This window comes from Bacillus salipaludis (assembly GCF_030938565.1).
Classification (GTDB): domain Bacteria; phylum Bacillota; class Bacilli; order Bacillales; family Cytobacillaceae; genus Neobacillus; species Neobacillus salipaludis_A.
Genome location: NZ_JAVGVR010000001.1, coordinates 472,780 through 496,589, shown reverse-complemented (window position 1 = coordinate 496,589; position 23,810 = coordinate 472,780). Strand labels below are relative to the sequence as shown.

The 23,810-nt window shown below is 38.1% G+C and carries 23 protein-coding genes and 1 riboswitch; of the genes, 14 read left to right on the top strand and 9 right to left on the bottom strand.

Annotated elements, in window-relative coordinates; genetic code table 11:
• The first annotated feature begins 50 nt into the window (after positions 1-50).
• Entirely contained in the window at positions 51-530 is a 480-nt protein-coding gene (rlmH, locus tag RCG21_RS02365) for a 23S rRNA (pseudouridine(1915)-N(3))-methyltransferase RlmH (protein WP_133332813.1), read from the top strand.
• Positions 531-599: 69 nt separating this feature from the next.
• Here rlmH and RCG21_RS02360 read toward each other — a convergent pair whose 3' ends face one another.
• Entirely contained in the window at positions 600-1,973 is a 1,374-nt protein-coding gene (locus tag RCG21_RS02360; RefSeq protein WP_133332814.1) for an aminotransferase-like domain-containing protein, read from the bottom strand.
• A 159-nt stretch (positions 1,974-2,132) separates the two neighbouring features.
• On the opposite strand from RCG21_RS02360, the gene RCG21_RS02355 reads away from it, so the two are divergent.
• On the top strand, positions 2,133-3,047 hold the full coding sequence (locus tag RCG21_RS02355; RefSeq protein ID WP_308912873.1) for a DMT family transporter: 915 nt from the start codon (positions 2,133-2,135) through the stop codon (positions 3,045-3,047).
• A gap of 214 nt (positions 3,048-3,261) precedes the next feature.
• Here the strand turns inward: RCG21_RS02355 and RCG21_RS02350 are convergent, their stop codons facing one another.
• Positions 3,262-3,420, bottom strand: coding sequence for a hypothetical protein (locus RCG21_RS02350; RefSeq protein ID WP_165976155.1), 159 nt, complete (start codon positions 3,418-3,420; stop codon positions 3,262-3,264).
• Between the two features lie 248 nt (positions 3,421-3,668).
• On the opposite strand from RCG21_RS02350, the gene RCG21_RS02345 reads away from it, so the two are divergent.
• The 3 genes from RCG21_RS02345 (at position 3,669) to RCG21_RS02335 (ending at position 7,671) form a co-directional block, all read left to right on the top strand.
• Positions 3,669-4,577, top strand: a complete 909-nt coding sequence (locus RCG21_RS02345; protein ID WP_133332816.1) for a LysR family transcriptional regulator — start codon at positions 3,669-3,671, stop codon at positions 4,575-4,577.
• Positions 4,574-5,815 carry a beta-ketoacyl-ACP synthase II gene (gene fabF, locus RCG21_RS02340; protein WP_133332817.1) on the top strand — a complete coding sequence of 414 codons (1,242 nt, stop codon included), beginning with the start codon at positions 4,574-4,576 and terminating at the stop codon, positions 5,813-5,815. The genes RCG21_RS02345 and fabF overlap by 4 nt, the downstream gene beginning before the upstream one ends.
• A 299-nt stretch (positions 5,816-6,114) precedes the next feature.
• A complete protein-coding gene (locus RCG21_RS02335; RefSeq protein WP_133332818.1) occupies positions 6,115-7,671 on the top strand; it encodes a malate:quinone oxidoreductase in 1,557 nt (518 codons plus the stop codon).
• Positions 7,672-7,786: 115 nt separating this feature from the next.
• Here the strand turns inward: RCG21_RS02335 and RCG21_RS02330 are convergent, their stop codons facing one another.
• Both RCG21_RS02330 and RCG21_RS02325 read right to left on the bottom strand, forming a co-directional pair.
• The gene (locus tag RCG21_RS02330) at positions 7,787-8,749 is read right to left on the bottom strand and encodes a hypothetical protein (protein WP_308912872.1); all 963 of its coding nucleotides are present in this window, start codon (positions 8,747-8,749) and stop codon (positions 7,787-7,789) included.
• Positions 8,749-9,693, bottom strand: coding sequence for an ABC transporter permease subunit (locus RCG21_RS02325; protein ID WP_133332820.1), 945 nt, complete (start codon positions 9,691-9,693; stop codon positions 8,749-8,751). Before RCG21_RS02325 ends, RCG21_RS02330 begins: the two co-directional genes overlap by 1 nt.
• Positions 9,694-9,890: 197 nt before the next feature.
• Here RCG21_RS02325 and psiE point away from each other — a divergent pair, with 197 nt between their 5' ends.
• Positions 9,891-10,334 carry a phosphate-starvation-inducible protein PsiE gene (gene psiE, locus RCG21_RS02320; protein WP_133332821.1) on the top strand — a complete coding sequence of 148 codons (444 nt, stop codon included), beginning with the start codon at positions 9,891-9,893 and terminating at the stop codon, positions 10,332-10,334.
• Between the two features lie 63 nt (positions 10,335-10,397).
• Here psiE and RCG21_RS02315 read toward each other — a convergent pair whose 3' ends face one another.
• From RCG21_RS02315 to RCG21_RS02305, 3 genes are all read right to left on the bottom strand, one after another.
• Positions 10,398-11,132: an anti-sigma factor gene (locus RCG21_RS02315; protein WP_133332822.1), complete on the bottom strand. Its 735-nt coding sequence runs from the start codon at positions 11,130-11,132 to the stop codon at positions 10,398-10,400.
• The gene (locus RCG21_RS02310) at positions 11,122-11,706 is read right to left on the bottom strand and encodes an RNA polymerase sigma factor (protein WP_133332823.1); all 585 of its coding nucleotides are present in this window, start codon (positions 11,704-11,706) and stop codon (positions 11,122-11,124) included. The genes RCG21_RS02315 and RCG21_RS02310 overlap by 11 nt, the downstream gene beginning before the upstream one ends.
• A gap of 113 nt (positions 11,707-11,819) precedes the next feature.
• Complete coding sequence (locus RCG21_RS02305) at positions 11,820-12,293, bottom strand: COG4315 family predicted lipoprotein (RefSeq protein WP_133332824.1); 474 nt, start codon at positions 12,291-12,293, stop codon at positions 11,820-11,822.
• Between the two features lie 260 nt (positions 12,294-12,553).
• Here RCG21_RS02305 and RCG21_RS02300 point away from each other — a divergent pair, with 260 nt between their 5' ends.
• From RCG21_RS02300 to RCG21_RS02270, 7 genes are all read left to right on the top strand, one after another.
• Positions 12,554-13,603 carry an LLM class flavin-dependent oxidoreductase gene (locus tag RCG21_RS02300; protein WP_308912871.1) on the top strand — a complete coding sequence of 350 codons (1,050 nt, stop codon included), beginning with the start codon at positions 12,554-12,556 and terminating at the stop codon, positions 13,601-13,603.
• A gap of 81 nt (positions 13,604-13,684) precedes the next feature.
• A riboswitch (ZMP/ZTP riboswitch) is annotated at positions 13,685-13,764 on the top strand.
• A gap of 141 nt (positions 13,765-13,905) precedes the next feature.
• The gene (locus RCG21_RS02295; RefSeq protein WP_133332825.1) at positions 13,906-15,105 is read left to right on the top strand and encodes a phosphoglycerate dehydrogenase; all 1,200 of its coding nucleotides are present in this window, start codon (positions 13,906-13,908) and stop codon (positions 15,103-15,105) included.
• Positions 15,106-15,253: 148 nt separating this feature from the next.
• Positions 15,254-16,627 carry a polysaccharide pyruvyl transferase family protein gene (locus RCG21_RS02290; RefSeq protein ID WP_133332826.1) on the top strand — a complete coding sequence of 458 codons (1,374 nt, stop codon included), beginning with the start codon at positions 15,254-15,256 and terminating at the stop codon, positions 16,625-16,627.
• Positions 16,628-16,704: 77 nt separating this feature from the next.
• On the top strand, positions 16,705-17,868 hold the full coding sequence (locus RCG21_RS02285) for a M20 family metallopeptidase (protein ID WP_308912870.1): 1,164 nt from the start codon (positions 16,705-16,707) through the stop codon (positions 17,866-17,868).
• 231 nt (positions 17,869-18,099) lie between these two features.
• The gene (locus tag RCG21_RS02280; protein ID WP_133332828.1) at positions 18,100-18,876 is read left to right on the top strand and encodes an ABC transporter substrate-binding protein; all 777 of its coding nucleotides are present in this window, start codon (positions 18,100-18,102) and stop codon (positions 18,874-18,876) included.
• Positions 18,877-18,929: 53 nt separating this feature from the next.
• Positions 18,930-19,589 carry an amino acid ABC transporter permease gene (locus tag RCG21_RS02275; RefSeq protein ID WP_133332829.1) on the top strand — a complete coding sequence of 220 codons (660 nt, stop codon included), beginning with the start codon at positions 18,930-18,932 and terminating at the stop codon, positions 19,587-19,589.
• A complete protein-coding gene (locus RCG21_RS02270; RefSeq protein ID WP_026573790.1) occupies positions 19,582-20,304 on the top strand; it encodes an amino acid ABC transporter ATP-binding protein in 723 nt (240 codons plus the stop codon). The genes RCG21_RS02275 and RCG21_RS02270 overlap by 8 nt, the downstream gene beginning before the upstream one ends.
• A 43-nt stretch (positions 20,305-20,347) precedes the next feature.
• On the opposite strand, the gene RCG21_RS02265 is transcribed toward RCG21_RS02270, so the two are convergent.
• Positions 20,348-20,488, bottom strand: a complete 141-nt coding sequence (locus RCG21_RS02265) for a hypothetical protein (protein WP_165976156.1) — start codon at positions 20,486-20,488, stop codon at positions 20,348-20,350.
• Between the two features lie 142 nt (positions 20,489-20,630).
• Positions 20,631-21,518 (bottom strand): DMT family transporter, encoded by an 888-nt coding sequence (locus RCG21_RS02260; RefSeq protein WP_133332830.1) that lies wholly within the window; start codon positions 21,516-21,518, stop codon positions 20,631-20,633.
• Between the two features lie 226 nt (positions 21,519-21,744).
• On the opposite strand from RCG21_RS02260, the gene RCG21_RS02255 reads away from it, so the two are divergent.
• On the top strand, positions 21,745-23,394 hold the full coding sequence (locus tag RCG21_RS02255; RefSeq protein ID WP_308912869.1) for an ATP-binding protein: 1,650 nt from the start codon (positions 21,745-21,747) through the stop codon (positions 23,392-23,394).
• Positions 23,395-23,810: the final 416 nt, after the last annotated feature.

Here is a 23,810-nt window from a genome sequence, read left to right as displayed (position 1 = left end):
ATATCTTGTTTGTAAGCTGTTTGTAATCAATTTGAAAAGGGCTGTGGATTGTGAATATCTCGATTGTGACGGTTGGCAAATTAAAAGAGAAATATTTGAAGCAAGGAATTGATGAGTATTTAAAGCGATTGTCCGCCTATGCAAAGGTGGAAGTAATTGAGGTTGCGGATGAAAAGGCACCGGAGGAATTAAGTGAATCGGAAATGCTTCAGGTCAAGGAAAAAGAAGGCGAACGAATTTTGGCGAAAATCAGCCAAGATGCCTATGTGATCGCCTTAGCAATTAACGGTAAAATGCAATCTTCGGAGCAACTTGCGGATACATTAGATAAGTTAGCTACATATGGAAAAAGTAAAATTGCTTTTGTGATCGGTGGTTCGTTAGGGTTGAGTGATGAAGTATTGCGGAGATCGAATGAACAGTTGTCTTTTTCAAAGATGACTTTCCCCCATCAACTGATGAGGTTGATTTTGGTGGAGCAGATTTATCGGGCGTACCGAATAAATCGAGGAGAACCGTATCATAAGTAAATGAGGTTTTTTAAAGGAGTTAAAGCAGCACCAGTCCTGTTTCGGATTGGTGCTGCTTTTTAAATTTTATCAAATGAGAGAGGTATGATTATGAAAATAATTCTTTTTATTTTTTAATAAGGCAATGGTTTGGGCTATTTTTTCTACTCCAAATTTTATTTGATGGTTTTGTACTTGAGAAATACATAAACGAATGAGATTATCTTTCTTATATTCAGCTAAGAACATTCTATCTGTATCATCAATTAAAATTAGTTCTTCAGATAATAAAAGAGCAAGTTTTTTTGCTGATACATTTTCAGGTAAATAAATTGAAAGATAAAATCCGCTATCAGGTTTAGTGAAATATGTGTCTTGGGGAAGTAATTCTTCGCAAGAACTCTTGAGTAGTTGCAACTTATTAAAATAAACTTCTTTTATTTTTTTTAAATGACTATTATACATACCACTTTTTAAATAGATATCTAATGCACCTTGTGAAAGGACGGAACTGTTAAAATCTGCACTAAATTTATAACGTAAGAAGTTTTTTATCATAATTGTTGGCAATACCACTCCAGCAATTCGTAGCCCAGGAAGAAATACTTTTGAAAAACTTTTAATATAAATGACTCTACCGGATGTGTCAAAAGAGAATAATGGATCGGATTTTTTATCTCGGTCTAATTCACCTAAAAAGTCATCCTCAACAATATAGACATCATATTTATTTGCTAACTCTACTATTTTCTTCTTCTCATTATTTGTATAAGAATGTCCAAGAGGATTATGAAATCTTGGAATGATATAGAAAAACTTAATATCATTATTTTTAAAAATATATTCGAGACGATCTAAATCGATTCCATTCATCGATAATTCAACTCCAAAGGTTGTAATTTGATGTATCTGGAGAGATTCAATCATGCCAAAATAGGTTGGTTGTTCAATAAGAATATTTTTTTTGCCATTTGGAAATGGGAGTGCTGCCAGTAAATGTATAGCTTGTTGTGAGCCTGAAACGATTACTACACGGTCGGGCTCGGTGAATACTTGTGAATTTTGAAGGTTTTTAACTATTTCTGTACGTAATGAGTGAAAACCTTGGTGATCTGAATAAGTGAAAATATCCTTCTTATACTTTTCGATTGCTTGATTTAAGCAATGTTGAAATTCAATATATGGTATTAAATTTATATCTGGTCCAGCAGATAAAAAATCAATAATAGTATGATCATTAGCAGAGATATTAAATTCATTTACGATATAATAGCCACTTTGAGGTATAGCATAAACTAAGTGTTCTTTTTCTAACTCACTGTAAGCCTTAATAACAGTATTTTTACTACAGCAAAACTTTTCAGATAGTTGTCGAACAGAAGGAAGTTTACTGCCGGCAACTAGGGTCCCATCAGTAAGTTGATTCTTAATTTCTTCTACGATTTTTAAGTATTTAGAACTCAAATAAACTCCAACCTCCTTAAACTGTACCATGACAGATTTAGAAAATAGAGATTTAATTTCATTTCTGTGTCCAGTATTATCTGAATTATAACAAAACTGTCATTGGATTTGATTTTCTTAAAACAGATTAAATAAGAAAATAGTTGAGGAGGAAAATGAATGAAAAGGGAAAAATCAGGATTATTGTTAGGCTTAGTAGGAGTAATTTGCTTTAGCCTAACCTTACCATTTACAAGTATTTCTGTTGAATATTTCGGTACTACGATAGTTGGGTTAGGAAGGACAGTTATTGCAGCGATTTTAGTTGGTATTCTCCTTATTGTTCGAAACGAGAAAATTCCAACTCGGCCTCAATTTAAAAGTATTCTAACTGTCACTGTAGGAGCTGTCCTTGCATTTCCACTACTTACTTCATGGGCAATGGAAACACTACCAGTTTCGCATGGAGCAGTTGAAGTAGCATTATTGCCATTAGCAACGGCAGGGATTGCGATGTTAAGGGCCGGGGAAAAACCTTCATTGAAATTTTGGATTTCAAGTTTAATTGGGGCAGGGGCAGTAATTTTGTATGCAATGGATTTAGGTTTTGGAAAGCTTCAATTTGCAGATTTTGCACTCTTGGCTGCAGTAATTATTTTAGGATTTAGTTATGCCGAAGGGGGCAAACTGTCAAAAGAAATAGGAAGTTGGCAAGTAATAGCGTGGGCAATTGTTATAGGCGCACCATTTTTCGTCATTCCAGTAGCTATGAATTTTTCCGTTGAAATGTTAAATGCACCAATTCAAGCTTGGATTAGTTTACTCTATTTAGCCATTGTAAGTCAGTTTTTAGCATATGTTGCTTGGTATGGCGGTATGGCTTTAGGGGGGGTTGCGAGGGTTAGTCAACTTCAATATATCCAACCATTTTTAATGATTGTATTTGCCACTATCTTTTTAGATGAGTCAATAACTATAGTAACAATGATAACAGCGATAATTGTAGTTATTTTAGTAATTGTTGGTAAAAATGCTCCGATATCTAAAAAGGAGTCACCAGCAGAAAAAATAAAAAATATTGATTTGATTAAATGAAGTAAAGAAGGAATCTGTTAATAGAAAACCGCACTTAGGCTAATTACGGTGAGCCGTATCATAAATAGAGGCTATTAATTTTTCCAACATAATAAAAAAACAAAATGATTAGACCAGCGGTAACTTTAAAATTATTTAAGCAAAAAGCCTCTCTGCAAATGCAGGGAGGCGAAAAAATTAAATAAATATATACTAATATTTTACTGTATTATCTTTAAGCGATTTCCTGCTGAAAACAAGGGTCGTTGAAATATACAACCTCAGAGATAATTTTACAGCCCTTCATGTTCTTAAGAGCCTCTCTTGCTTCTTCTTCCGTTTCAAATTCAAACATGGAAATATTTGAATCTAAATAACGAGTTATAATCCACATAAAAATTCCTCCTATTTTTTAAATTATTTCTGTCCCCCAGACAGGACATCTATAAATATGGTTAAAGAGAAAATATGCTATGTTAAACCATAAAGGTGATTGGGTTATTATGAATCTCAATCTAGGGTATAAAGACGATTATTAATTGCTACGGGTCAATGATAATGCAATAATGGAAATAAATAAAATGCTAAAAATTTATAATAAGATATAAAAAAAATCTATATGGCAAAAATTAGGAGGAAATCGTGGATTACCGTGATTGGGAGATACTGAAAGTCCTCTATAGTGAGAAGAACCTAACGAAAGCAGCAAGGCTTTTGTTTATTACCCAGCCTGCATTAACTAATCGATTAAAGCAAATGCAGGAGGAATTAGGTGTCAAAATTGTAACCCGTGAAAGCAGAGGGATCCATTTCACCCCAGAGGGAGAATATCTTGTTCAGTGTGCCGATAATATCCTTGCTCAATATAACAAAATAGTAGAGCATGTCCGGAATATGAGTCAAACGTCTGGCAATGAGGTTGTAGGAACAATGAAATTGGGAGTATCCAACTTCTTTGCCAATTATGAACTGCCCTATATTTTGAAATTATTTAAAAACCAGTATCCTCATGTGGAATTTAAAGTGATTACAGGCTGGAGTAAAGATGTAACGAAACTTATACACAATAAGGATGTTCATATCGGATTTGTTCGCGGTGACTATAACTGCAGAGGACTGAAGAAGCATTTATTATTTGAAGAAACCGTTTCTGTTACATCGAAGGAAGCAATTGATATTGCCGATTTGCCAAATCTACCCAGAATTGACTATAACGGAGATTTCTTATTAAAATCATTAATTGATAATTGGTGGGCCGAAAATTATTCACAGCCGCCGTTTATCAGTATTGAAGTGGACCAGGTTGATACTTGTAAGGAAATGGTTATAAATGGATTAGGCTATGGCTTCTTGTCCAGCCGTATACTTAATGAAATAGATGATTTATATAAAATAGTTTTAACCAGCCAAAAAGGAAATCCTATATTACGGAGAACATGGATGTATTACCATAAGGAATCCTTGGAATGGAATGTTGTGAAGGCTTTTGTGAACTTTATTGAGGGATTGAATGATCATTTGAATAATGAATTAAGGGAGAGCAATAGATGAATCGAAGAATAGTGGTTACTGGTATTGGGGCTGTCACTCCCTTGGGGAATGATGTGAATGCAACATGGAATAATATCAAAAATGGTGTATCCGGAATTGGTCCGGCAACGATATTGGATGCAGAAAAAGTTGATATTAAAATTGCTGCAGAAGTAAAAAACTTTGCACCGGAAGAATTTATGGATAAAAAAGAAGCAAGAAGAATGGGCCGTTATAGTCAGTTTGCTGTTGCTGCAAGCAAAATGGCTGTTACGGATGCAGGGATTCAGATCGGTGTGGATATTCAGCCCGAACGGGTCGGAGTTTGGATTGGGTCAGGAATTGGTGGTTTAGGTGAATTTGAGGAACAACATCGAAAATTTATCGAAAAAGGTCAAAGAAGGGTGAATCCGTTTACGATTCCAATGTTTATCCCAGACATGGCAGCAGGCCAAGTCTCTATCGAACTTGGAGCAAAAGGAATCAACAATTGTTCCGTCACAGCTTGTGCATCAGGCGCTAATTCAATTGGTGATGCCTTCCGAGTGATCCAAAAAGGCGATGTTGACATGATGATTGCCGGCGGGACAGAAGCAACGATTACAGATATGACCGTTGCCGGATTTTCGAATATGACTGCACTTTCGAAAAATCCAGATCCAACATCAGCAAGCCGGCCATTTGATAAGAATCGTGATGGATTTGTTATCGGGGAAGGCGCTGGAATTTTGGTATTAGAAGAATTAGAGCATGCCCTAGCTCGTGGTGCTCACATATATGGAGAACTGATTGGATATGGTGCTACAGGAGATGCTCATCATATTACAACACCTGCACCTGAGGGAGAGGGGGCACAACGGGCCATGAAACTAGCATTAGCGGATGCCGATATCCCTCCGGAGCAGGTGGACTATATCAATGCTCATGGCACATCCACGTATTATAATGATTTGTATGAAACATTAGCGATCAAGGAAGTTTTCAAAGAACATGCGTATTCTCTTTCGGTAAGTTCGACAAAATCGATGACAGGACATTTGCTTGGAGCAACGGGTGCTATTGAGGCGATCTTTTCATTATTAGCCATCAAGGAAGGGATCCTCCCTCCAACGATTAATTATGAAACCCCTGATGAACAACTTGATTTGGATTATGTCCCCAATTTTGCTAAGAAGAAGGATATTCAGGTCGTGCTTTCAAACTCATTAGGATTCGGCGGACATAATGCCACATTAATTTTTAAAAAGTTTAGTAAATAGGACAAATTAATACAGATGAAAAGACCAAGGACACAAACCTGGCAAGAAGCTGGGTTTAAACCTTGGTTTTTCTGCCTTCATAAGTCATGTGGATGGACTTTCCTCTTTTTACAAGCTTTTAAACACCTTAAAACCTATCAAAATATTTTAATCTTTAAATATTAGTGATACACTATAAATAGGTTATAAATGAAATCATCCAGAAAAGATGTGCGACTAGGTGCGCAGGCTTGCTGTAATGCCTAAGCGGAACCACCTACATCCTTTCTGCAATTCTTAGGGGATAAGGGACGGTAATAATGAGTAACAAACAAACTAATACAGACGTTATCTTAATTGGTGCCGGAATTATGAGCGCTACTTTGGGGACACTTTTGAAAGAATTAGTACCGGACTGGAAGATTACAGTGTTTGAAAAGCTCGACAAAGCGGGAGAGGAAAGCTCTAACGAGTGGAATAATGCAGGAACAGGGCACGCCGCTCTGTGTGAGCTTAACTACACTGTTGAAAAACCAGACGGATCAATAGATATTAGCAAAGCAATCAGAATAAATGAACAGTTCCAGCTTTCAAGACAGTTTTGGTCCTATCTTGTAAATAAAAATCTCATAGATAATCCGCATGACTTTATCATGCCATTGCCTCATATGAGTTTAGTACAAGGGGAAGAAAATGTAGAGTTCTTGAAAAAACGTTTTCAAGCGCTTTCACACATTCCACTGTTCGAAGGGATGGAATTTTCTGAGGATCCGGAGAAATTAATGGAATGGATTCCACTTATTATGGAAGGCCGTACATCGCAGGAAGCAATCGCGGCCACTAAAATCGACTCTGGAACGGATGTCAACTTTGGTGCTTTAACCCGCATATTGTTTGATCACTTAAAGAATCAAAACGTTGATATTAAATACAACCATCAGGTAAATGATATTAAACGTACTAGCGACGGCTCATGGGAATTGAAAGTACGTAATGCTAATGGCGAAGTTGAACGCCATACGGCAAAATTTATCTTTGTTGGCGGCGGTGGCGGTTCTTTACCTCTACTGCAAAAAACGGGTATTCCTGAAAGTAAACATATTGGAGGATTCCCGGTAAGCGGATTATTCCTGGTATGTAACAATCCGGAGGTAGTAAATCAGCATCATGCAAAAGTATACGGCAAGGCTAAGGTTGGCGCTCCTCCAATGTCTGTGCCGCATCTTGATACTCGATTTATCGAAAATAAAAAATCATTACTATTTGGACCGTTTGCCGGCTTCTCACCAAAGTTCTTAAAAACTGGTTCAAACATGGATTTATTAAGTACGGTAAAACCGAATAATGTCTTCACGATGTTAGCGGCAGGTGCAAAAAACATTCCATTGACAAAATACTTGATCCAGCAACTGATGTTATCGAAAGAACAACGGATCGAAGAGTTACGGGAATTTATTCCGAATGCGAAAAGTGAAGATTGGGATATTGTAGTAGCGGGTCAACGTGTACAAGTTATAAAAGATACTGAAGCTGGCGGTAAAGGGACACTTCAATTTGGTACGGAAGTGGTTAGTGCCGCTGATGGTTCGGTCGCTGCACTCCTTGGTGCTTCTCCGGGTGCCTCTACTGCCGTTCACGTTATGCTTGAGGTAATAAAAAAATGCTTCCCGCAACATCTAAAAGCGTGGGAACCAAAAATAAAAGAAATGATTCCATCTTATGGAAAGTCACTAGTGGAAAACCCAGAGCTCTTCCACGAAATTAATAGTTTTACAGCGTGGATGCTTGGTCTAAGCGATGGCCGTTCATCTATTGACAATGAAAGAGATTTACAGAAAGAGTTACGTGATTTAGAAAAAGAAACGGTATCAGTTTAAAACGGTTAGAAAAAGCATCTATATAGATGCTTTTTCTTATGTTTATAAAAGTAATCGTAAGTTTGCATTGATAGCAGCTAAACAGCGTAATACTGTAGAACGGCGGCGATCCATTCTATCCTTTTATATCCACCGTTTCCCTCCTGAACCGCGGTAAGAACGGCTTCCTTTGGACAATTAATCCCTTGTGTTTTCTCGAATGATATTCTAGTATCCCCTCACCTAATGAAACAAAGGATAACATGGATAGGGTAATAAATAATGAGCTAAATAGAGGGACCCATGGAAAAGCATCAAAATCGATTAGGACATCAAATAAAAACATCGGCCAGATCATTGCTGTGTTATCGATTAGGTAAGCGCCGTTGATTTGTTGGACAAGGTTCTGGGAGATAAAAATTCCAAAGATTCCAAGCTGGCCTAGCAAAAATAGCATGCTCCCTAAATGCTGTACAAAGTAGGCAACGCACTGAGGATAGCAGCCGGGCCAATAATATTGTTTCCATAGTCCGAATGGTTTCGAACCCACCACAATTCCAGCCTCGTAATAGGTTTCTTTTTGAATCAGTAAGACCCCTTTGTAGACAACCTCCCCTACCTTTCCTAATTCAAATAGAATAAGAAAGCTAATCATCCAAATAGTGCGGTGAGGAGAAAGGATAAAAAATGGAATCGTTGACACGATAATAAAGTAAAAAAAGACAGGTATCCTTGAAAACAAATAATTCCACGCCTGTAAAAGCACCCTGAAAAAGGTCAAATGGGCAGAAGCCACACCAAAAGGAATGGCAAATAAAAATGTAATTAATGAAATCGTAAAGACAATCGTTAAGGTCCCGCGCGTTCCCATAATGAGAGCACTATAGATATCCCTGCCGGATTTATCAGAGCCCAACAAGAATTCCTTATTTGGGGCAAAGGGAGGGAGGATAAAATCCAGATTGCTTTCAGGACCGACCACATATGTATGAGGAGTAACCTTTTTATCAACATTGGGCAGATAGGGGCCAAACATAAAAATGATGGCAAAAATACTACAGCCGATCAGACCAATCCACAATGAAGGTATTTTCCGCATTATAATCTTTCCCCCCTTTTGGGATTAAGAAAGAACTCAAGGAGCTGGTGAATCCATTGTGCAAATAATAAAAGAACCATGATTAATAAGCTAAAGCCGATGACGGCAGGTACATCAATCGGGAAAGCCTCCCCTGCCATAAACTTATTTTTAATATGGATGGCTGCGATTAACCGATAACCAATCCCGTGATACAGGGTTAAAAATTCTACGACAAACATTCCGGAAAATAAGATTAAGACAATCGGCATAAAATGCTGAAGCAGTTTAGGATAGCAGTTTTTTAGGATATGCCTCCAAAGGATCACTCGGTCCGGGACCCCTTTTGCTTTTGCTGTCTTTATATAATCCTTTTCATCTTCCTCTTCTAATGCTTGAAAGGTGTATTTGGCGATAATAAATGCTGGATACATGCTTAAAAATAGGATGGGAAGAAAGATACTGTACCATTTGTCATTTCCGTATAGGTCTACTCTTGGAAGAAGGCTGTGGCTTATGGCGAGAGATAAGAGGGCCTGAAAAAGGAAAATGAGGAAAAAGTCAGGAACAGCCTGCCCTAGCCAAGTAGATCCTCTTCCAAATAATCGCCCTATTTTATTATTTTGAAACCGATAATCGAAGACACCTTTATAGATTCCAATCATGATACTAAGCAAAAATGCTGGAAGGAGAATGGCAATGCTTCTTTTAAAATAAAGGAGAAGTTCTGTTTCGACTGGCTGATTAAACACCGTTGTTCCGAGGCTTTTCTTTGTTTTTACTCCTTCAACATAATCATAAATATTTTGTTTATAACCATCCCAAGTAAAATGGTAAGACATGACATCCTTAACACCTACCCGATGGGATTCTGTTTCCCGAGGCAATAAAATCACTAAAATTAAGATAATGGCCATACATCCCCATAGTAAAAGACTGCCGAATAAGCGTAAACAAAGATGCATTTATCCGTTTACCTCCAAAATTAATCAACTATGATTTTGTTAAATTTATACTGACTTTAATAATTATTACGTAAATTTTACTATAAAATAACATAATTTAATATTTTGATAATTTATAATTTTACTAGGGTGGAAATTTCTAAGATATAGAAGGTCAAAAAGGCAAGTTGTCTGATTGAATTGAGAGGAAGGTATGGATGTTTAAGATAAAAAACGGTGAAACTACGATTTTGTGCTTGATTCCAAAGATTCTTCAACTATTTTTAAATATGTCCCTCGTCTTACTAGGAATTATTTTATCTATTTTGCTAGTTAAGGAGTTAATTATTTTTATTCAGATTTTAGTTGAGGGAGGCAATAATGACTTTAAAATTTTCCTTGCCAATATCCTAATTTTCTTTTTATATTTTGAGTTTATTTCGATGATTGTAAAATACTTTAAAGAAGAATACCATTTCCCGATTCGATATTTTATCTATATTGGCATAACGGCAATGGTAAGAATCATTATTGTTGATCATGAACATCCAGTAAACTCTTTATTTTATGCTTTCATCATTTTAATCCTAATCATTGGGTATTTCATCATTAATTTTACTCCTCGTGAAAGGCCGGATAGCGCCATGAATAATAAAAAATAGGATTCATGTGAACCAGGACATGGAATTTGTACCCCATGTCCTGATTATTTAGATGGCCGGTTCCTAGGAAGTTCCCATTACTTTTTCACCTTTAGGTTGTGTATTATGCGGACTCGGTTCTAATGTAATGCCAATATCATCAAATAAATAATTTTCCGGCAGGCGGTAGGAAATTATGCCATTGCCGTTCTGATCAGGCTTTAAAGTACCAGCATTTTGACGAGTACCATTCTTTAACAGCCAAACCTGATACACTTCCTCATTTCTCGCCATTGGCATATTGGTTAACTCAATGACGAGGCTTGTATTCCGGCCTTCTTGAAGGAGATAGGCGATACCGTTTGCGGAAGAAGCTAAATCCTGCCCTTTTAAGTGATAGGTTCTAACAATTTGTGAAGGAGAAATTACTTTGTTTTCTAATGCAGTAATCGTGTTCCTTAAATGAAAATTACTCCATAAAATACCGATTAAACCTATAACTAAAAAGGCGGTAATACCAAAGGATAATGGTGAAAATTGCTTTGCTAAGAGGTTAAAGAAGGGTTGTTTTTTATCTTTCATATCTTGCGTTTGTGGTTCACTTTCATGAAAAATAAAGTCCATGACTTCTGATTTAAGTGATTTTGGAACGTCCACTTCTTTGAAATCGTACGAAAGCCTCTGCCATGTGTTTTGCAGGGAGTCTACTTCATTCTGACAGTTGAGACATGTTTTAAGATGACGCTCAAATTGATGTTTTTCATATTCAGTCAGTTCATCAATGATGTATAAAGACAGATTGTCACATTTATTTTCCATGACGAACCCCTCCTGTTTCTTCTTCAAATAAATTCCGCAGTTTTTTTAAGGTTTGATGCAGGCGACTTTTAATAGTGCCGAGAGGTTTTTTCTCCAGCTTGGCAATCTCACTTAAGGAGTACCCTTCCCAATATAATAAGTTAATAAGACGCTTCTGTGGTTCAGAAAGAAGCCGTTTTGCTTCTTGAATTTCTTGCTTTAAAAGATTTCTCGAGACTTGCTGGGATACATCCTCTATTTCTCGGTCATACATCTGCATCCATTCATGAGGCTCTAGTCGAACCATTCCTGATTGTTTTTGTTTTTTTCGAATGAGGTCAATTGCGATATTTCGGGTAATCGTGAGAAGCCAATTGGCAAATTTCCCTTGTTTCGAGTTGTATGTACTTTTTGTTGTCCATAGCCGAAGAAATACTTGCTGGACAATTTCCTTTGTTTCCTCCGCATCACCTTTTGTCATTTTTAAAGAAAAACTATAAACAAGTTTTACATAACGGTCATACAATTCTTCAAGTGCAGAGCGATGATTCTGGATAATTAATTCAATTAGTTCCTCATCTGTTTTCGATTTCAATTCCAAACGCTCCTCCTTTTTTAAAATTCTATCTATTCAGTATAAAATAAAAATAAATAAAGTTGAGCGAAAAAAAGAACCGCTGCAAAAGAACAGTTCTTTAGTAATATGAATTAGGGTGCCAATGCAGTAGTACTATTAACAAGGAACCAAACACCTTTTACTCCTTGCCCGTTAACATCGCCTGAAGCTTTATCTTTTACAAAGTAGTAAAGCGGGTAGCCCTTATAGGTTACTTGGTTTTTACCAGTGTCATCGCGATGAATCGTGCCAAAATCTCTTTTATTAAACCCTTTAGGAACCTCGAAGTGATCTGAATAAAAGGCAGGCCAGTTTTGAAGACATTCGCCTTTACAGTTTGTTATATTGGGCTCATCCTTGGCGAAGTAGTAAAGTGCCATGCCTTTAGAATCTGCAAGATATTCCCCCGCCTTTTTATTATCCATAACCTTCAAAGCCGTGGCAGGTTGACTTGCGGCCACCTTGACCTGGGTACTCGCCTCTTTGTCTTTTTTTTCAGTGCTACATCCAACTAAAAGGCCCCCTGCTAATAAAAGAAATGAGAATAACCAACTCCACTTTTTCATGCTTTATTCTTCCTCCTCCAAAATCATTCTTTACATTAAAAGAAACGAAGGAATGGCGAAAGCGGTTCGATTCAAAATAAACTTTTTTAAAATTAATTTGGATAATTTCAAAAAGGGTATAAATACCAAAGAGATAACAAAAAATTAGGAAGGTTTTAAGGCATAGTGCAGCTTGAAATGGATAAGCATTCGGATGGCGACAAGGATTAATTTTACGATATAGTGGAGGAAAGGATCAGATGAATGAGGAGGAATTATCATTGGAGATAGGTTTGAGCACGTTTGTGGAAACAACTCCGGACGTTCAAACAGGTGAGGTAATCAGCCATGCCCAACGTATACGTGAAGTAGTTGAGGAGATTGTCCTAGCCGATCAGGTTGGACTGGATGTTTTTGGAGTCGGTGAACATCACCGGAAAGATTATGCGGCTTCTTCCCCTGCCGTCGTGCTGGCTGCTGCAGCTTCACAGACAAAACGGATACGGCTGACAAGTGCCGTTACGGTGTTATCTTCAGCGGACCCGGTACGTGTTTTCCAGGACTTTGCTACGCTAGATGCGATTTCAAACGGGCGGGCAGAAATTATGGCGGGCCGGGGTTCTTTCATCGAATCATTTCCCCTGTTTGGTTATGATTTAAAAGACTATGATGAACTGTTTGAAGAAAAGTTGGAGTTATTATTGAGAATACGCGAATCTGAAAAAGTAACTTGGTATGGCGGACATCGACCAGCCATACATAATTTAGGGGTGTATCCATGTCCTGTTCAAGATCCCTTACCAGTATGGATAGGCAGCGGGGGGAATTCGCAATCTGTTGTTCGCGCTGGTATGCTCGGACTGCCGCTCGTTCTCGCCATTATTGGTGGAAGCCCGCTGCAATTTGCACCGCTTGTAAAGCTTTATAAAAGAGCTGCTGAGAAGGCCGGTCATGATGTATCGAAGCTTCCTGTTGCGTCCCATTCTCATGGATTTATTGCTGAGACTACAGAAATGGCAGCAGATAAATTCTTCCCATCGACCCAGCAAGCAATGAACGTGCTTGGGCGAGAACGCGGCTGGGGGCATTACAGCCGGGCGAGCTTTGATGCTGCAAGAAGCTTTGAAGGGGCACTGTACGTAGGCGATTCAAAAACTGTTGCTGAAAAGATTATTCATCTTCGCAAACATGTGGGAATCACACGTTTTATGCTCCATACGCCGGTTGGAACCATGCCGCATGAAGATGTCATGAAAGCCATCGAGCTGTTAGGGACAGAAGTGGCGCCACGTGTTCGTGAGGAAATTTCAAACTGGGAAAAGGAACTATAACTGGTAAAATCGAAATTTTTTAAATTTAAGAATTTTTTAGTTGAAGGTTTAAAGAGAACTTGATAAAATGGAAGAAATAAAAAGGCTATGTGTAACTGGCGAAGCGCGGAGAACCGTGAGGGAGCACATAGTATCGACAGCCGTTCGCCTGGGCAGAGGTAAGGGAATATACCCCTTGCCTCTTTCTGTTTATTAGGGGGAGATAAAAAGGAAATAACTGTTGACTAGCGTGAATATTTTTGATTATTTATAATAGTCTATAAGATTTTAAATCTAATAAAAAAAAAGAGGCGAAATTAAAAATGAGCACTGTAACTGTAGAAAAAATAAAAACGATTAAAACTTTAAATGCAATCGCAGAAAGCGGGCTAAAAGTTTTCAATAAGGATTCTTTTACAATCGACAATGAAAATGAAAATCCGGATGCCGTTGTAGTTCGAAGCTTCAATATGCATTCATTAGAATTCGGCGATCAATTAAAGGCGATTGCTCGTGCAGGCGCAGGGGTTAATAATATTCCGGTTGATAAATGTACGGAACAAGGAATTGTCGTTTTTAATACTCCTGGTGCCAATGCAAACGCAGTAAAAGAAATGGTTCTAACCTCTTTAATTGCTTCATCTCGTAATCTTTTTGCTGGTATTGCTTGGACAAAGGGGTTAGAAGTTGAAGGTAATCAAATTCCGAAGCTGGTGGAAGCAGGAAAGAAGCAATTTGTTGGAAAAGAAATTAAAGGAAAAACTTTAGGTGTCATTGGATTAGGTGCAATCGGTGCGCTTGTAGCAAATGATGCACTTGATTTAGATATGGATGTCATCGGCTTTGATCCGTTCATTTCTGTAGATACGGCTTGGAACCTATCCCGCAATGTACAGCGTGCTATGTCAATTGAACAGTTATTCGCGGAATCTGATTATATCACTGTACATGTGCCATTTACTCCTGATACAAAGGGAATGTTTAATAAAGAGACATTTAGCATCATGAAGCCGGGTGTGCACATTTTGAACTTCTCCCGCGGTGAGCTGGTAAATGAAGTGGATATGGCGGTTGCGCTTGAAGATGGAATCGTTGGCGAGTACATCACAGACTTCCCGAATGAAAATGTATTGCAAATGAAAAATACCATTGCCATCCCGCATCTAGGTGCATCGACACAGGAATCAGAAGAAAACTGTGCGATTATGGCATCACGCCAGGTGAAAGAATTTTTGGAGACTGGAAACATTAAGAACTCTGTGAACTTTCCAAATGCATCTTTACCATACACTGGAAAGACACGAGTAACAGCTTTCCATCGTAATGTTCCGAACATGGTTGGACAAATAACTTCTGCCATTTCAAGCTATGATTTGAACATCGCTGACATGGTAAATAGAAGCCGTGGTGACTATGCTTATACAATGATTGATATTGATAACGAAGTAAACAGTGATATTCTTCCTGCGATAGAAGAGAAAATTAACCAAATCGAAGGAATTGTAACAGCACGGATTATTTAATCGATAAAGCCTTAACTCTGCAAATGAGTTAGGGCTTTTTTCTCTTTTTAATGCCAAATAGTGGTTCTTAATGGTTTCTTAACTTATCCTATGGTAGCATTTAATGGTATTTTAATAAAAAATTAATTTAAGGGGTAAGTTTTTTATAATGAAAGAGATTCTAATCAGATCGGGCATATCGCCACTTGATACATTTGATGCACCACATATGATTGTGAATAATTCCATCGGCGGAAACGTAGGGAATCTCGTTTATGCCTTTAGTGTGTTCCGTACATTAATGACAGAAGAAACGATGATTACACCGGATTATTATGATATTGACCCGGATAAGGCTGATGAAATCAATGAAAAGTATAGTTGTTACATTATTCCATTGGCTGATGCCTTCCGAAATGACTTTGTTCCATCCTTACGCAAATATACGAAATTAATCAAAAAACTAACGATCCCAGTTGTGGTGATTGGTGTTGGTTTGCGTGCTCCATTTGAACCAAAGCTAAATGAGAGCTTCCCTTTTGATGAGGATGTCAAAGCGTTTGTTAGTGCTGTACTGGAAAAGTCAGCAATGATTGGTGTCAGAGGCGAAATTACCTCTCAATATCTATCAAAATTAGGTTTTCGCGAAAATATAGACCATACGGTTATTGGTTGCCCTTCCATGTATGCCTTTGGCAGAGAATTACAGATACGTGAAACGAATATCACAACCGATTCAATGGTTTGTGTTAATTCATCCCGCCTTTCTCCAAAGAATGTACTTGATTTTATTACAAGAGGTATGGAGGATTTTCCTAACCATTATTTTATTCCACAATGGTTGAAGGAAATGAGGCTTACTTTTGCCGGGGCGCCTGCTATAGCTGGATCGAGCAAAAATTACCCAGTGGCGATTTCACATCCAACTTATATGAACAATAGAGTACGTTTCTTTTTAAATGTATCTACTTGGTTAGATTTTTTAAAGCAAGCCGATTTAAGTTTCGGGGCCAGGCTTCACGGGAATATTGCCGCAACCATTGCCGGAACGCCTAGCATTTTAATTCCAAAAGACGCTAGAATGAGAGAATTAGCTGAGTACCATAATTTAACACATGTGAATGCAAATGAAATTACAAGTAAAACAAGACTGAGCGATTTAATTGAAAAAAGTGATTTTAAAGCGCCTATTAAAACACAAGCAGGAAATTTTGATAAATTCATCAGCTTTCTAAATAAAAATAACCTGGAACATATTTATAAAGATAATCACACACCTGCTAGAGTTCCTTTGGATGAGAAATTAGCGGAGATTCAGCCCCTCCCGCCTATTTCGCCAATTAGCAGCTGTGATTTGCAAGAAATTACAGAACGATGGGAAAACCTTTATCTGCTGGAATCTGCCAATAAAGATGAAAGGTTGAAAGAACTTCAAACAAAGCTCAGTGAAAAAGATCGAACCATTAAGAAATTGCAGGGGACATTAAATCGGAAATCGGTCCGATTCGCTCTAAAGACGGCAAATAAGTTTAGCTTTAGATAAAAAGTAAGTTCCTTGGAACTTGAAATTCGCTGCGGTAGGTTTCAAAATATATGTACACGACAAAGGGGGTTTTTACGATGAAAGATCAGTTAAAAAAAGAATTAGAATTCTTGCAGCATAGATTATGGGAAATTAGTGATCACTTGTATCATCACCCCGAATTAGGAGACCAAGAATTTGAGTCGATGGAGCTCTTAGTTGGTTTTCTTGAAGAGCATGGATTTACTGTTGAAAAAGGGATTGTTGGCCGCCCAACAGCCTTTAAAGCGGTGTATGACAGTAAAAAGGCTGGGCCTTCGATTGCTTATTTATCAGAATATGATGCATTACCCGGTGTTGGACATGGGTGCGGCCACAATATGATTGGAACGATGAGTGCAGGGGCCGGGGTTCTTCTAAGTAAAGTGGTCGATGAAATTGGCGGACGAATCGTGGTACTGGGAACTCCGGCGGAAGAAACGAATGGTGCAAAGGTTCCAATGGCGGAACAAGGGATTTTTGCGGATATTGATGCGGCCATGATCCTCCATCCTGCTGATGAATCGTATGAGAGCGGGGGTTCATTGGCAATGGATGCGATTCAATTTGATTTCCGGGGAAAATCAAGCCATGCAGCCGCATCTCCTGAAAAAGGGATTAATGCCCTTGATGCAGTGCTTCAATTATTCAATGGAATCAATGCCCTTCGTCAGCATGTGACATCTGATGTCCGGATCCATGGAATTATTAAAGAAGGCGGCGTTGCGGCCAATATTGTACCCGATAAGGCTGTAGCCCAATTCTATGTTCGCGCAGGCAACCGCAGCTATTTAAATGAGGTCGTTGAAAAGGTAAAAAATATCGCAAACGGTGCTGCGCTTATGACAGGTGCGGAAGTCCAAATCGATAATTATGAATTAAGCTATGATAATATGGTTACCAATCAAACCCTATCAGGGCTTTTTACAAAAAATCTATTCTCGGCGGGCATTAAGGAAGTCAAGAAGGCGAAGGAGTCGTACGGCTCAATTGATATGGGGAATGTCAGCCATGTCGTCCCGGCCATTCACCCTTATATTGGTTTAGATTCCCCAGGACTTGTTGCGCATACAACGGAATTTGCCGATACAACCATTACTGACAACTCCCATCGGATTCTTGCCAGCGGCGTCCTAGCTCTGGCTTATACAGGGTTTGACTTAATTATCGATAAAGAAGCGCTAGAAAACATAAAAAGTGAATTTTTATCCAATTGTAAATAAAGGAAATGTAAAACCAAGTACCTCTTTTTAATAGGGGTACTTTTTTTGGGTAAAATATTAATATAGGAAATTCTGGGGGGATTTTATTAATGAATAACGAATGTTTTCTGAATATTTTTATATTGGAAAAATATCTTTTCAAATGCAAAATTACGTGTTAATATTCATCTAATTGAATAAAAATTCAAATTTACATTCATAAAATACTTAATTTTTGTAGGAGGAGACATCATGAAGAAGACTTTATTATTTGCTACGATTATTTTTACTTTAGTGATAATGGCAGCTTGCGGTAAGAGCAATAATGAAGGAGCAGATAAAGAAAGTGGCAAAGCAAACAAAGTATTAACGATGGCGACATCAGCTGACTTTGCTCCATTTGAATCAAGAGATACAGCAGGAAATCCTCAAGGTTTTGATATTGATTTAGCGAATATGATTGCAAAAGAATTAGGATATAAGCTTGAAATTAAGGATATGAAGTTTGACGGTTTAATCGGAGCCCTGCAGGCTAACCGCGCAGACATGGTTCTTGCTGGTATGTCTGCTACCGAAAAACGTAAGAAAAATGTTGATTTCTCAACTGAATATAACCGCTCAGGTGAAATGTTTATTACCTTAAAGGGTTCTAATATTAAAACAGTAGATGATTTAAAAGGGAACACGGTTGGAGTTCAGCTTGGGACCATTCAAGAAGAAGGGGCAAAAGCACTTCAGAAAAAAGTTAAATTTGATGTGAAGCCACTAGATAATGCGACTACATTGATTCAAGAGCTTTTATCAAAACGTATTCAAGTAGCTTATATGGATAAATCAGTAGCTACCGGTTATATTAAAAAACAAAATTTGGCTGGATTTGATGATCCAACAAGCAGTTCTCCAGGAATGGCAGTTGCCTTCCCAAAAGGCAGCAAGCTTGTTGGTGATGTGAATGGTGTTCTTAAAAAGTTAGAAGACAACGGAAAGCTTCAGGAATTGAAGGATAAATGGTTGAAGAATCAACAGTAGTTTTTCATCAGTGTCAGACAGCTTAGAATAAATATTGAAGTGAGGTGTAAGGCATGAATTTGGATTTTAGCCAAATTGTGCCTTATATTCCTTTTATGTTAAAAGGAATATGGGAGACGCTTAAATTCGTTATTGTAGCGATTATTTTTGGTTTTGCACTTGGTACAGTTTTTGCACTGTTTAAAATTTCTCATATAAAGGCTTTAAATTGGATTGCAGGTATCTATACCTCGATTTTTCGTGGTACACCGTTAATTTTACAATTAATGATTATTTATTTTGCTGTTCCACAATTAACAGGTTATGATATCACTCCATTTTTATCCTCTATATTAGCTTTCGGTTTAAATTCAGCAGCCTATGTTTCGGAAATTATTCGGGCAGGAATACAAGCAGTAGATAAAGGTCAGACAGAGGCTGCGCAGGCACTTGGTGTTCCTTACCGTCTGATGATGAAGGATATTATTCTGCCCCAGGCGATGAAAAATATTTTACCGGCACTTATGAATGAATTTGTTTCCCTAACAAAGGAATCAGCACTTGTATCGACAATTGGTTATTTAGACCTTATGCGTCGTGCCCAAGTGGTTGGCGCAGATATTTATCGGAATTTTGAACCGCTTATATTTGTTGGTGTTATTTATTGGGTAATGGTCATGGTGCTGACAACGCTGGGCAAACGGGTTGAAAGAAGGTTGAAATACAGTGATTAAAGTAGAAAGCCTTTATAAGCAATTTGGCAATACAGAGGTCTTAAAAAATATTTCGACTACAATTGAACGTGGTGAGGTGGTTTCGATTATTGGACCTTCAGGGTCTGGGAAGTCGACCTTCCTCCGTTGCTTAAACTTGTTAGAAACACCAACAAAGGGAAAAGTGTTGGTGAATAACCAAGATATTACTGACCCAAAGACAAATATTATGAAGGTACGACAACAGATTGGGATGGTTTTTCAACACTTTTATTTGTTCCCGCATAAGACAGTTTTGGATAATCTAACGTATGCCCCAATGAAGGTAAAAGGGGAATCCCGTGAGGTTGCTGAAAAAAAGGCACGGAATTTGTTAGCCAGCGTAGGGTTAACAGAAAAAGAATCAGCCTTTCCGAGTAATCTCTCCGGTGGTCAGAAACAGCGTGTAGCGATTGCTCGTGCACTGGCAATGGAACCGGAGTTAATGCTATTTGATGAGCCAACATCGGCACTGGATCCGGAAATGGTCAAGGAAGTTCTGAATGTTATGAAGGATCTTGCTCAGTCAGGAATGACGATGGCGATTGTTACGCATGAGATGGGGTTTGCAAGGGAAGTGGCTGACCGGGTTATCTTCTTGGATGAGGGGCAGCTGCTTGAAGAAGGTTCCCCACAGGAGTTTTTCAGTAATCCAAAGACAAGTAGAGCAAGGGATTTTCTAGAAAAAGTTTTGTAAAAATGGAATCAACTAAAAAATCACTACATCAAAAAGCCAGCCCTTATTCTTGGGCTGGCTTAAATTGTGGATTATTATTTTTCTGCAGGCTAGAAACGTATTCAAATAAATGTGTAATGTATCTTGTAAGCTCAAACCCTTCATCACTAGTAAAATCCGTTAGCAACAACCTATTTCCCTCCATCACCAATCCCCCCAATATATTGTCCTATCCACATTATTCCCAAACTACTACTCTCATATACAATGAAAATAAAAAAACAGTAATATAGGTGTGGAACAAGAAAAATCGGGAGGTGACAGGCACCCCCCGATTTTTGTCGAATTTACGCTGTTGCTTTCCGCTTATTCCCTAATACATTCACGACGATGACGCCGGAGATGACAATGATGCCGCCAAGGATGGTGAGGTTGCTGGGCCATTCTTTTAGCCAAATCCAAGCGACGATGAGGACGACGACTGGTTCAATGTAGAGCATGCTGGTTACGGAGCCGGCTTTTCCTGCTGATAGTGCAAGCGCCCATGTGACGTAACCGATGGCTGTTGGGAAAATTCCGATATAAATGGCTGATAGGTTTGCTTCTAATGTTGCATGCTGGAGGTCTTGGAAAAGTCCAGGCAGAAACAAAAGAAATGGGATTGTTCCAGCCCATGAAAAATAAGCTGTTAATTCAATGGAGCTATACCGGCGTAAAAGCGGCTTTTGAAATGCAAATAATACAGAGGTTGCTGCGGCTGCCATTATCACTAAAAAGGCCCCTTTAGAAATTGTTAAAGAAGGTCCTGCTGTTCCGATGGTAATTACAGCAATCCCAATAAAGCCAATTGCTAATCCCAGCCAGCCGGCAAAACCCAAGCGCTCTTTTAATATAAACACGGCAATGAGTGCCGTAAAAATGGGTGCAGAGGCAACAAGCATCCCCGCGGTACCAGCCGAAACCGTTTGTTGGCCAAAGGTAACCCCAATATGATAGATGCTGATTCCAACCCATCCCAGTAATAAAATTCTTAATAGATCCTCTTTTCGCGGCAATCGGAATCTAACACCGGGAAGCAGCGCATAAATCGCAAACAACCCAGAAGCAATTAAGTAACGAATGAGAACTAGATGACCGGCAGAATAACCTCCATTCAAACCTGCACGGATTGCAGGAAATGTAGATCCCCAAATAGTGACTGTAATTAAGGCTAATACGAAAGCCCTGGTGTTCATATTCTCTCTCCCCCAAACATACATAATCACAAGATTATCACGGAAGTCGAATTGTTGCAATTTTTCGGCAGGGTGGAAAACATTTGTATATTGAATAGGTATATCTAATTAAAAAGTAAACGGAGGTAAAAGTTTACAAAGGCGATTTAGCTTATTTAATGGCGAATTTTCACGATATAATTGTATTTATAAAATTGTAAATATAAATCCGAAAGGACCAGTATCTATGTGGAAACGACATGTGAACGATTTACCTCTATATCGCAAAATCTTAATTTTTTCTTTTTTGATAACATTTATGGTAGTAGCGTCAACAGCAGGATTCACATTTTATTATGTAACGAAGCATTTAGCTAATCAACTTACTGAGCGGGCAGAAGGAATTGCTAGTCTCTGGAGTTATACGATTCCATCCGAGGACGTGCTTGATGCAATTCATTCCCAGGACCCGAATAATCCAAGCTTAAAAAAGCTGAATCATTTGGTTGGATTAGTGCGAGAAAGAAATGCAAAATATTTAGAGGGATATTTAATGGATTCAAGAGTTGAAAAAGGGAATAAATTACACTTTTTAGCTGTTACTGATGTGGACCGATTGGATGGAATCGAAAATTTTAGTTCTTATCAAGCAGGGGAAGAATTTTTTCAAGCTTTTGAACGGTCCATGAAAGAGAAGAAAGTAACTAGCAGCACTCTTTATCATGACCGTTACGGGGTTTGGATTACGGCCTTCAAGCCGATTACGGACCATAACGGCAAGGCGATTGCTGTACTTGCTGTAGATGTGGATGCTTCAGTAATTAGTCAATTTAAGGAGAAGATTGGAATCTACGTCCTTATCTCTTTAACCATTGTTACCATGTTAGTTTACTTTACATTAAGATGGGGGATTAGAAGGGCCCTTGCTCCGGTAAATGAAATTATTTTAGGAATAAATGCTGTTAGCTCAGGTGATTTTAATGTGAAGCTTAATATCTCCAGCCAATCGGATATGGTCAAGCTTGGCGAAAAATTTAACCATATGACTTCCCAGTTGACCGTTTTGTTTGAACGACTGGCGGATACCTATAAAGAATTTGGCTCTATTCCTAAAAACTTAGGCAGTGTTCATCGAGTTGAAGAAGCGATTGGCGAAATGGAAAAGATTATTGAAAAGACAAAAATTCAAAAAGAATTGCAGCGGGCAGAGAAAATGAATGCAATTGGTCAGCTGGCTGCATCGGTTGCTCATGAAATACGCAATCCCATGACCGTAGTGCGTGGATTCTTGCAGATTTTTTTAACAAAGGATCATTTAGACGAAACCGAATTAAGCTATATTCAATTAATGATTGATGAATTAAACCGGGCGGAGAAAATCATTAATGATTATCTTTCGCTGGCGAAACCGGACCTTGAACATGTTGAAAAGGTAGATATAAGCGATCTATCAAAAAAAGTTGCAGATTTAATGAACACCTTTGCCTTTATGTCAAAAAATATTTCCTTGAAAACTATTTTGGAAAAGGAAGTTCTGGTAAAGGGAAATCAAAGTGAATTAAAACAAGTCATAATCAATATTGTCAAAAACGGCATTGAGGCTATGAGGTCTGGCGGAGTTTTAACTCTGACTGTTAGGAAAAATAATCGATATGGAGAAATTGTGGTAACCGATACGGGGATTGGGATGTCCCCGGAAGAATTAGAAAGATTAGGAACCGCCTTTTATTCGTTAAAGGAAAAAGGAACCGGAATGGGACTAATGGTCTGCTATCAGATTGTGGAAAGAATGAAGGGCAGGATTGATGTGGAAAGTGAAAAGGGCGTAGGTACCACCTTTAATGTCTGCATCCCTCTATGGGAAGAGGAAAATGGAGAATATAAAACAACGAAGTAAGAGTTGGCAGCCGTTATTGGCTGTCTTTTTTTTGATTTTTTGCATGTTTACAAAAACGTTTGCTTGTGTACTTATTGTAAACATTTGTAGACAAATCTGTGTACGTGTATACAAACGCGTATACATGGCTGTATGACAGTAAGTGTACGGATTTGTTTTCGTTGTTTACATAACATTAATTTTATCAAAAGACCTATTGGGACTATGAAGTATGGATCGTAACTGAACTAATTAAATTACGGTAATGGCTTTGAGTAATGTATTGGAAAAGGTAATTCAGAAATAAAAGGACACCCTTCTATACCTTTAAGGATTAGGAACATGGATGTCCGCTATCAGTTTATGAAAGAATGAATTGCACAATTGATATAAAACGGGAAAAAGTTGTTAATACCATCTATAGAGACTACAGCACA

Bases quoted from the DNA above. Each gene is read 5' to 3' on its own strand.
- RCG21_RS02355 (WP_308912873.1), top strand. From the start codon at position 2,133: ATGAAAAGGGAAAAATCAGGATTATTGTTAGGCTTAGTAGGAGTAATT.
- RCG21_RS02350 (WP_165976155.1), bottom strand. From the start codon at position 3,420: ATGTGGATTATAACTCGTTATTTAGATTCAAATATTTCCATGTTTGAA.
- fabF (WP_133332817.1), top strand. From the start codon at position 4,574: ATGAATCGAAGAATAGTGGTTACTGGTATTGGGGCTGTCACTCCCTTG.
- RCG21_RS02335 (WP_133332818.1), top strand. From the start codon at position 6,115: ATGAGTAACAAACAAACTAATACAGACGTTATCTTAATTGGTGCCGGA.
- RCG21_RS02330 (WP_308912872.1), bottom strand. From the start codon at position 8,749: ATGCGGAAAATACCTTCATTGTGGATTGGTCTGATCGGCTGTAGTATT.
- RCG21_RS02325 (WP_133332820.1), bottom strand. From the start codon at position 9,693: ATGCATCTTTGTTTACGCTTATTCGGCAGTCTTTTACTATGGGGATGT.
- psiE (WP_133332821.1), top strand. From the start codon at position 9,891: ATGTTTAAGATAAAAAACGGTGAAACTACGATTTTGTGCTTGATTCCA.
- RCG21_RS02315 (WP_133332822.1), bottom strand. From the start codon at position 11,132: ATGGAAAATAAATGTGACAATCTGTCTTTATACATCATTGATGAACTG.
- RCG21_RS02305 (WP_133332824.1), bottom strand. From the start codon at position 12,293: ATGAAAAAGTGGAGTTGGTTATTCTCATTTCTTTTATTAGCAGGGGGC.
- RCG21_RS02295 (WP_133332825.1), top strand. From the start codon at position 13,906: ATGAGCACTGTAACTGTAGAAAAAATAAAAACGATTAAAACTTTAAAT.
- RCG21_RS02290 (WP_133332826.1), top strand. From the start codon at position 15,254: ATGAAAGAGATTCTAATCAGATCGGGCATATCGCCACTTGATACATTT.
- RCG21_RS02285 (WP_308912870.1), top strand. From the start codon at position 16,705: ATGAAAGATCAGTTAAAAAAAGAATTAGAATTCTTGCAGCATAGATTA.
- RCG21_RS02280 (WP_133332828.1), top strand. From the start codon at position 18,100: ATGAAGAAGACTTTATTATTTGCTACGATTATTTTTACTTTAGTGATA.
- RCG21_RS02275 (WP_133332829.1), top strand. From the start codon at position 18,930: ATGAATTTGGATTTTAGCCAAATTGTGCCTTATATTCCTTTTATGTTA.
- RCG21_RS02265 (WP_165976156.1), bottom strand. From the start codon at position 20,488: ATGGAGGGAAATAGGTTGTTGCTAACGGATTTTACTAGTGATGAAGGG.
- RCG21_RS02260 (WP_133332830.1), bottom strand. From the start codon at position 21,518: ATGAACACCAGGGCTTTCGTATTAGCCTTAATTACAGTCACTATTTGG.
- RCG21_RS02255 (WP_308912869.1), top strand. From the start codon at position 21,745: ATGTGGAAACGACATGTGAACGATTTACCTCTATATCGCAAAATCTTA.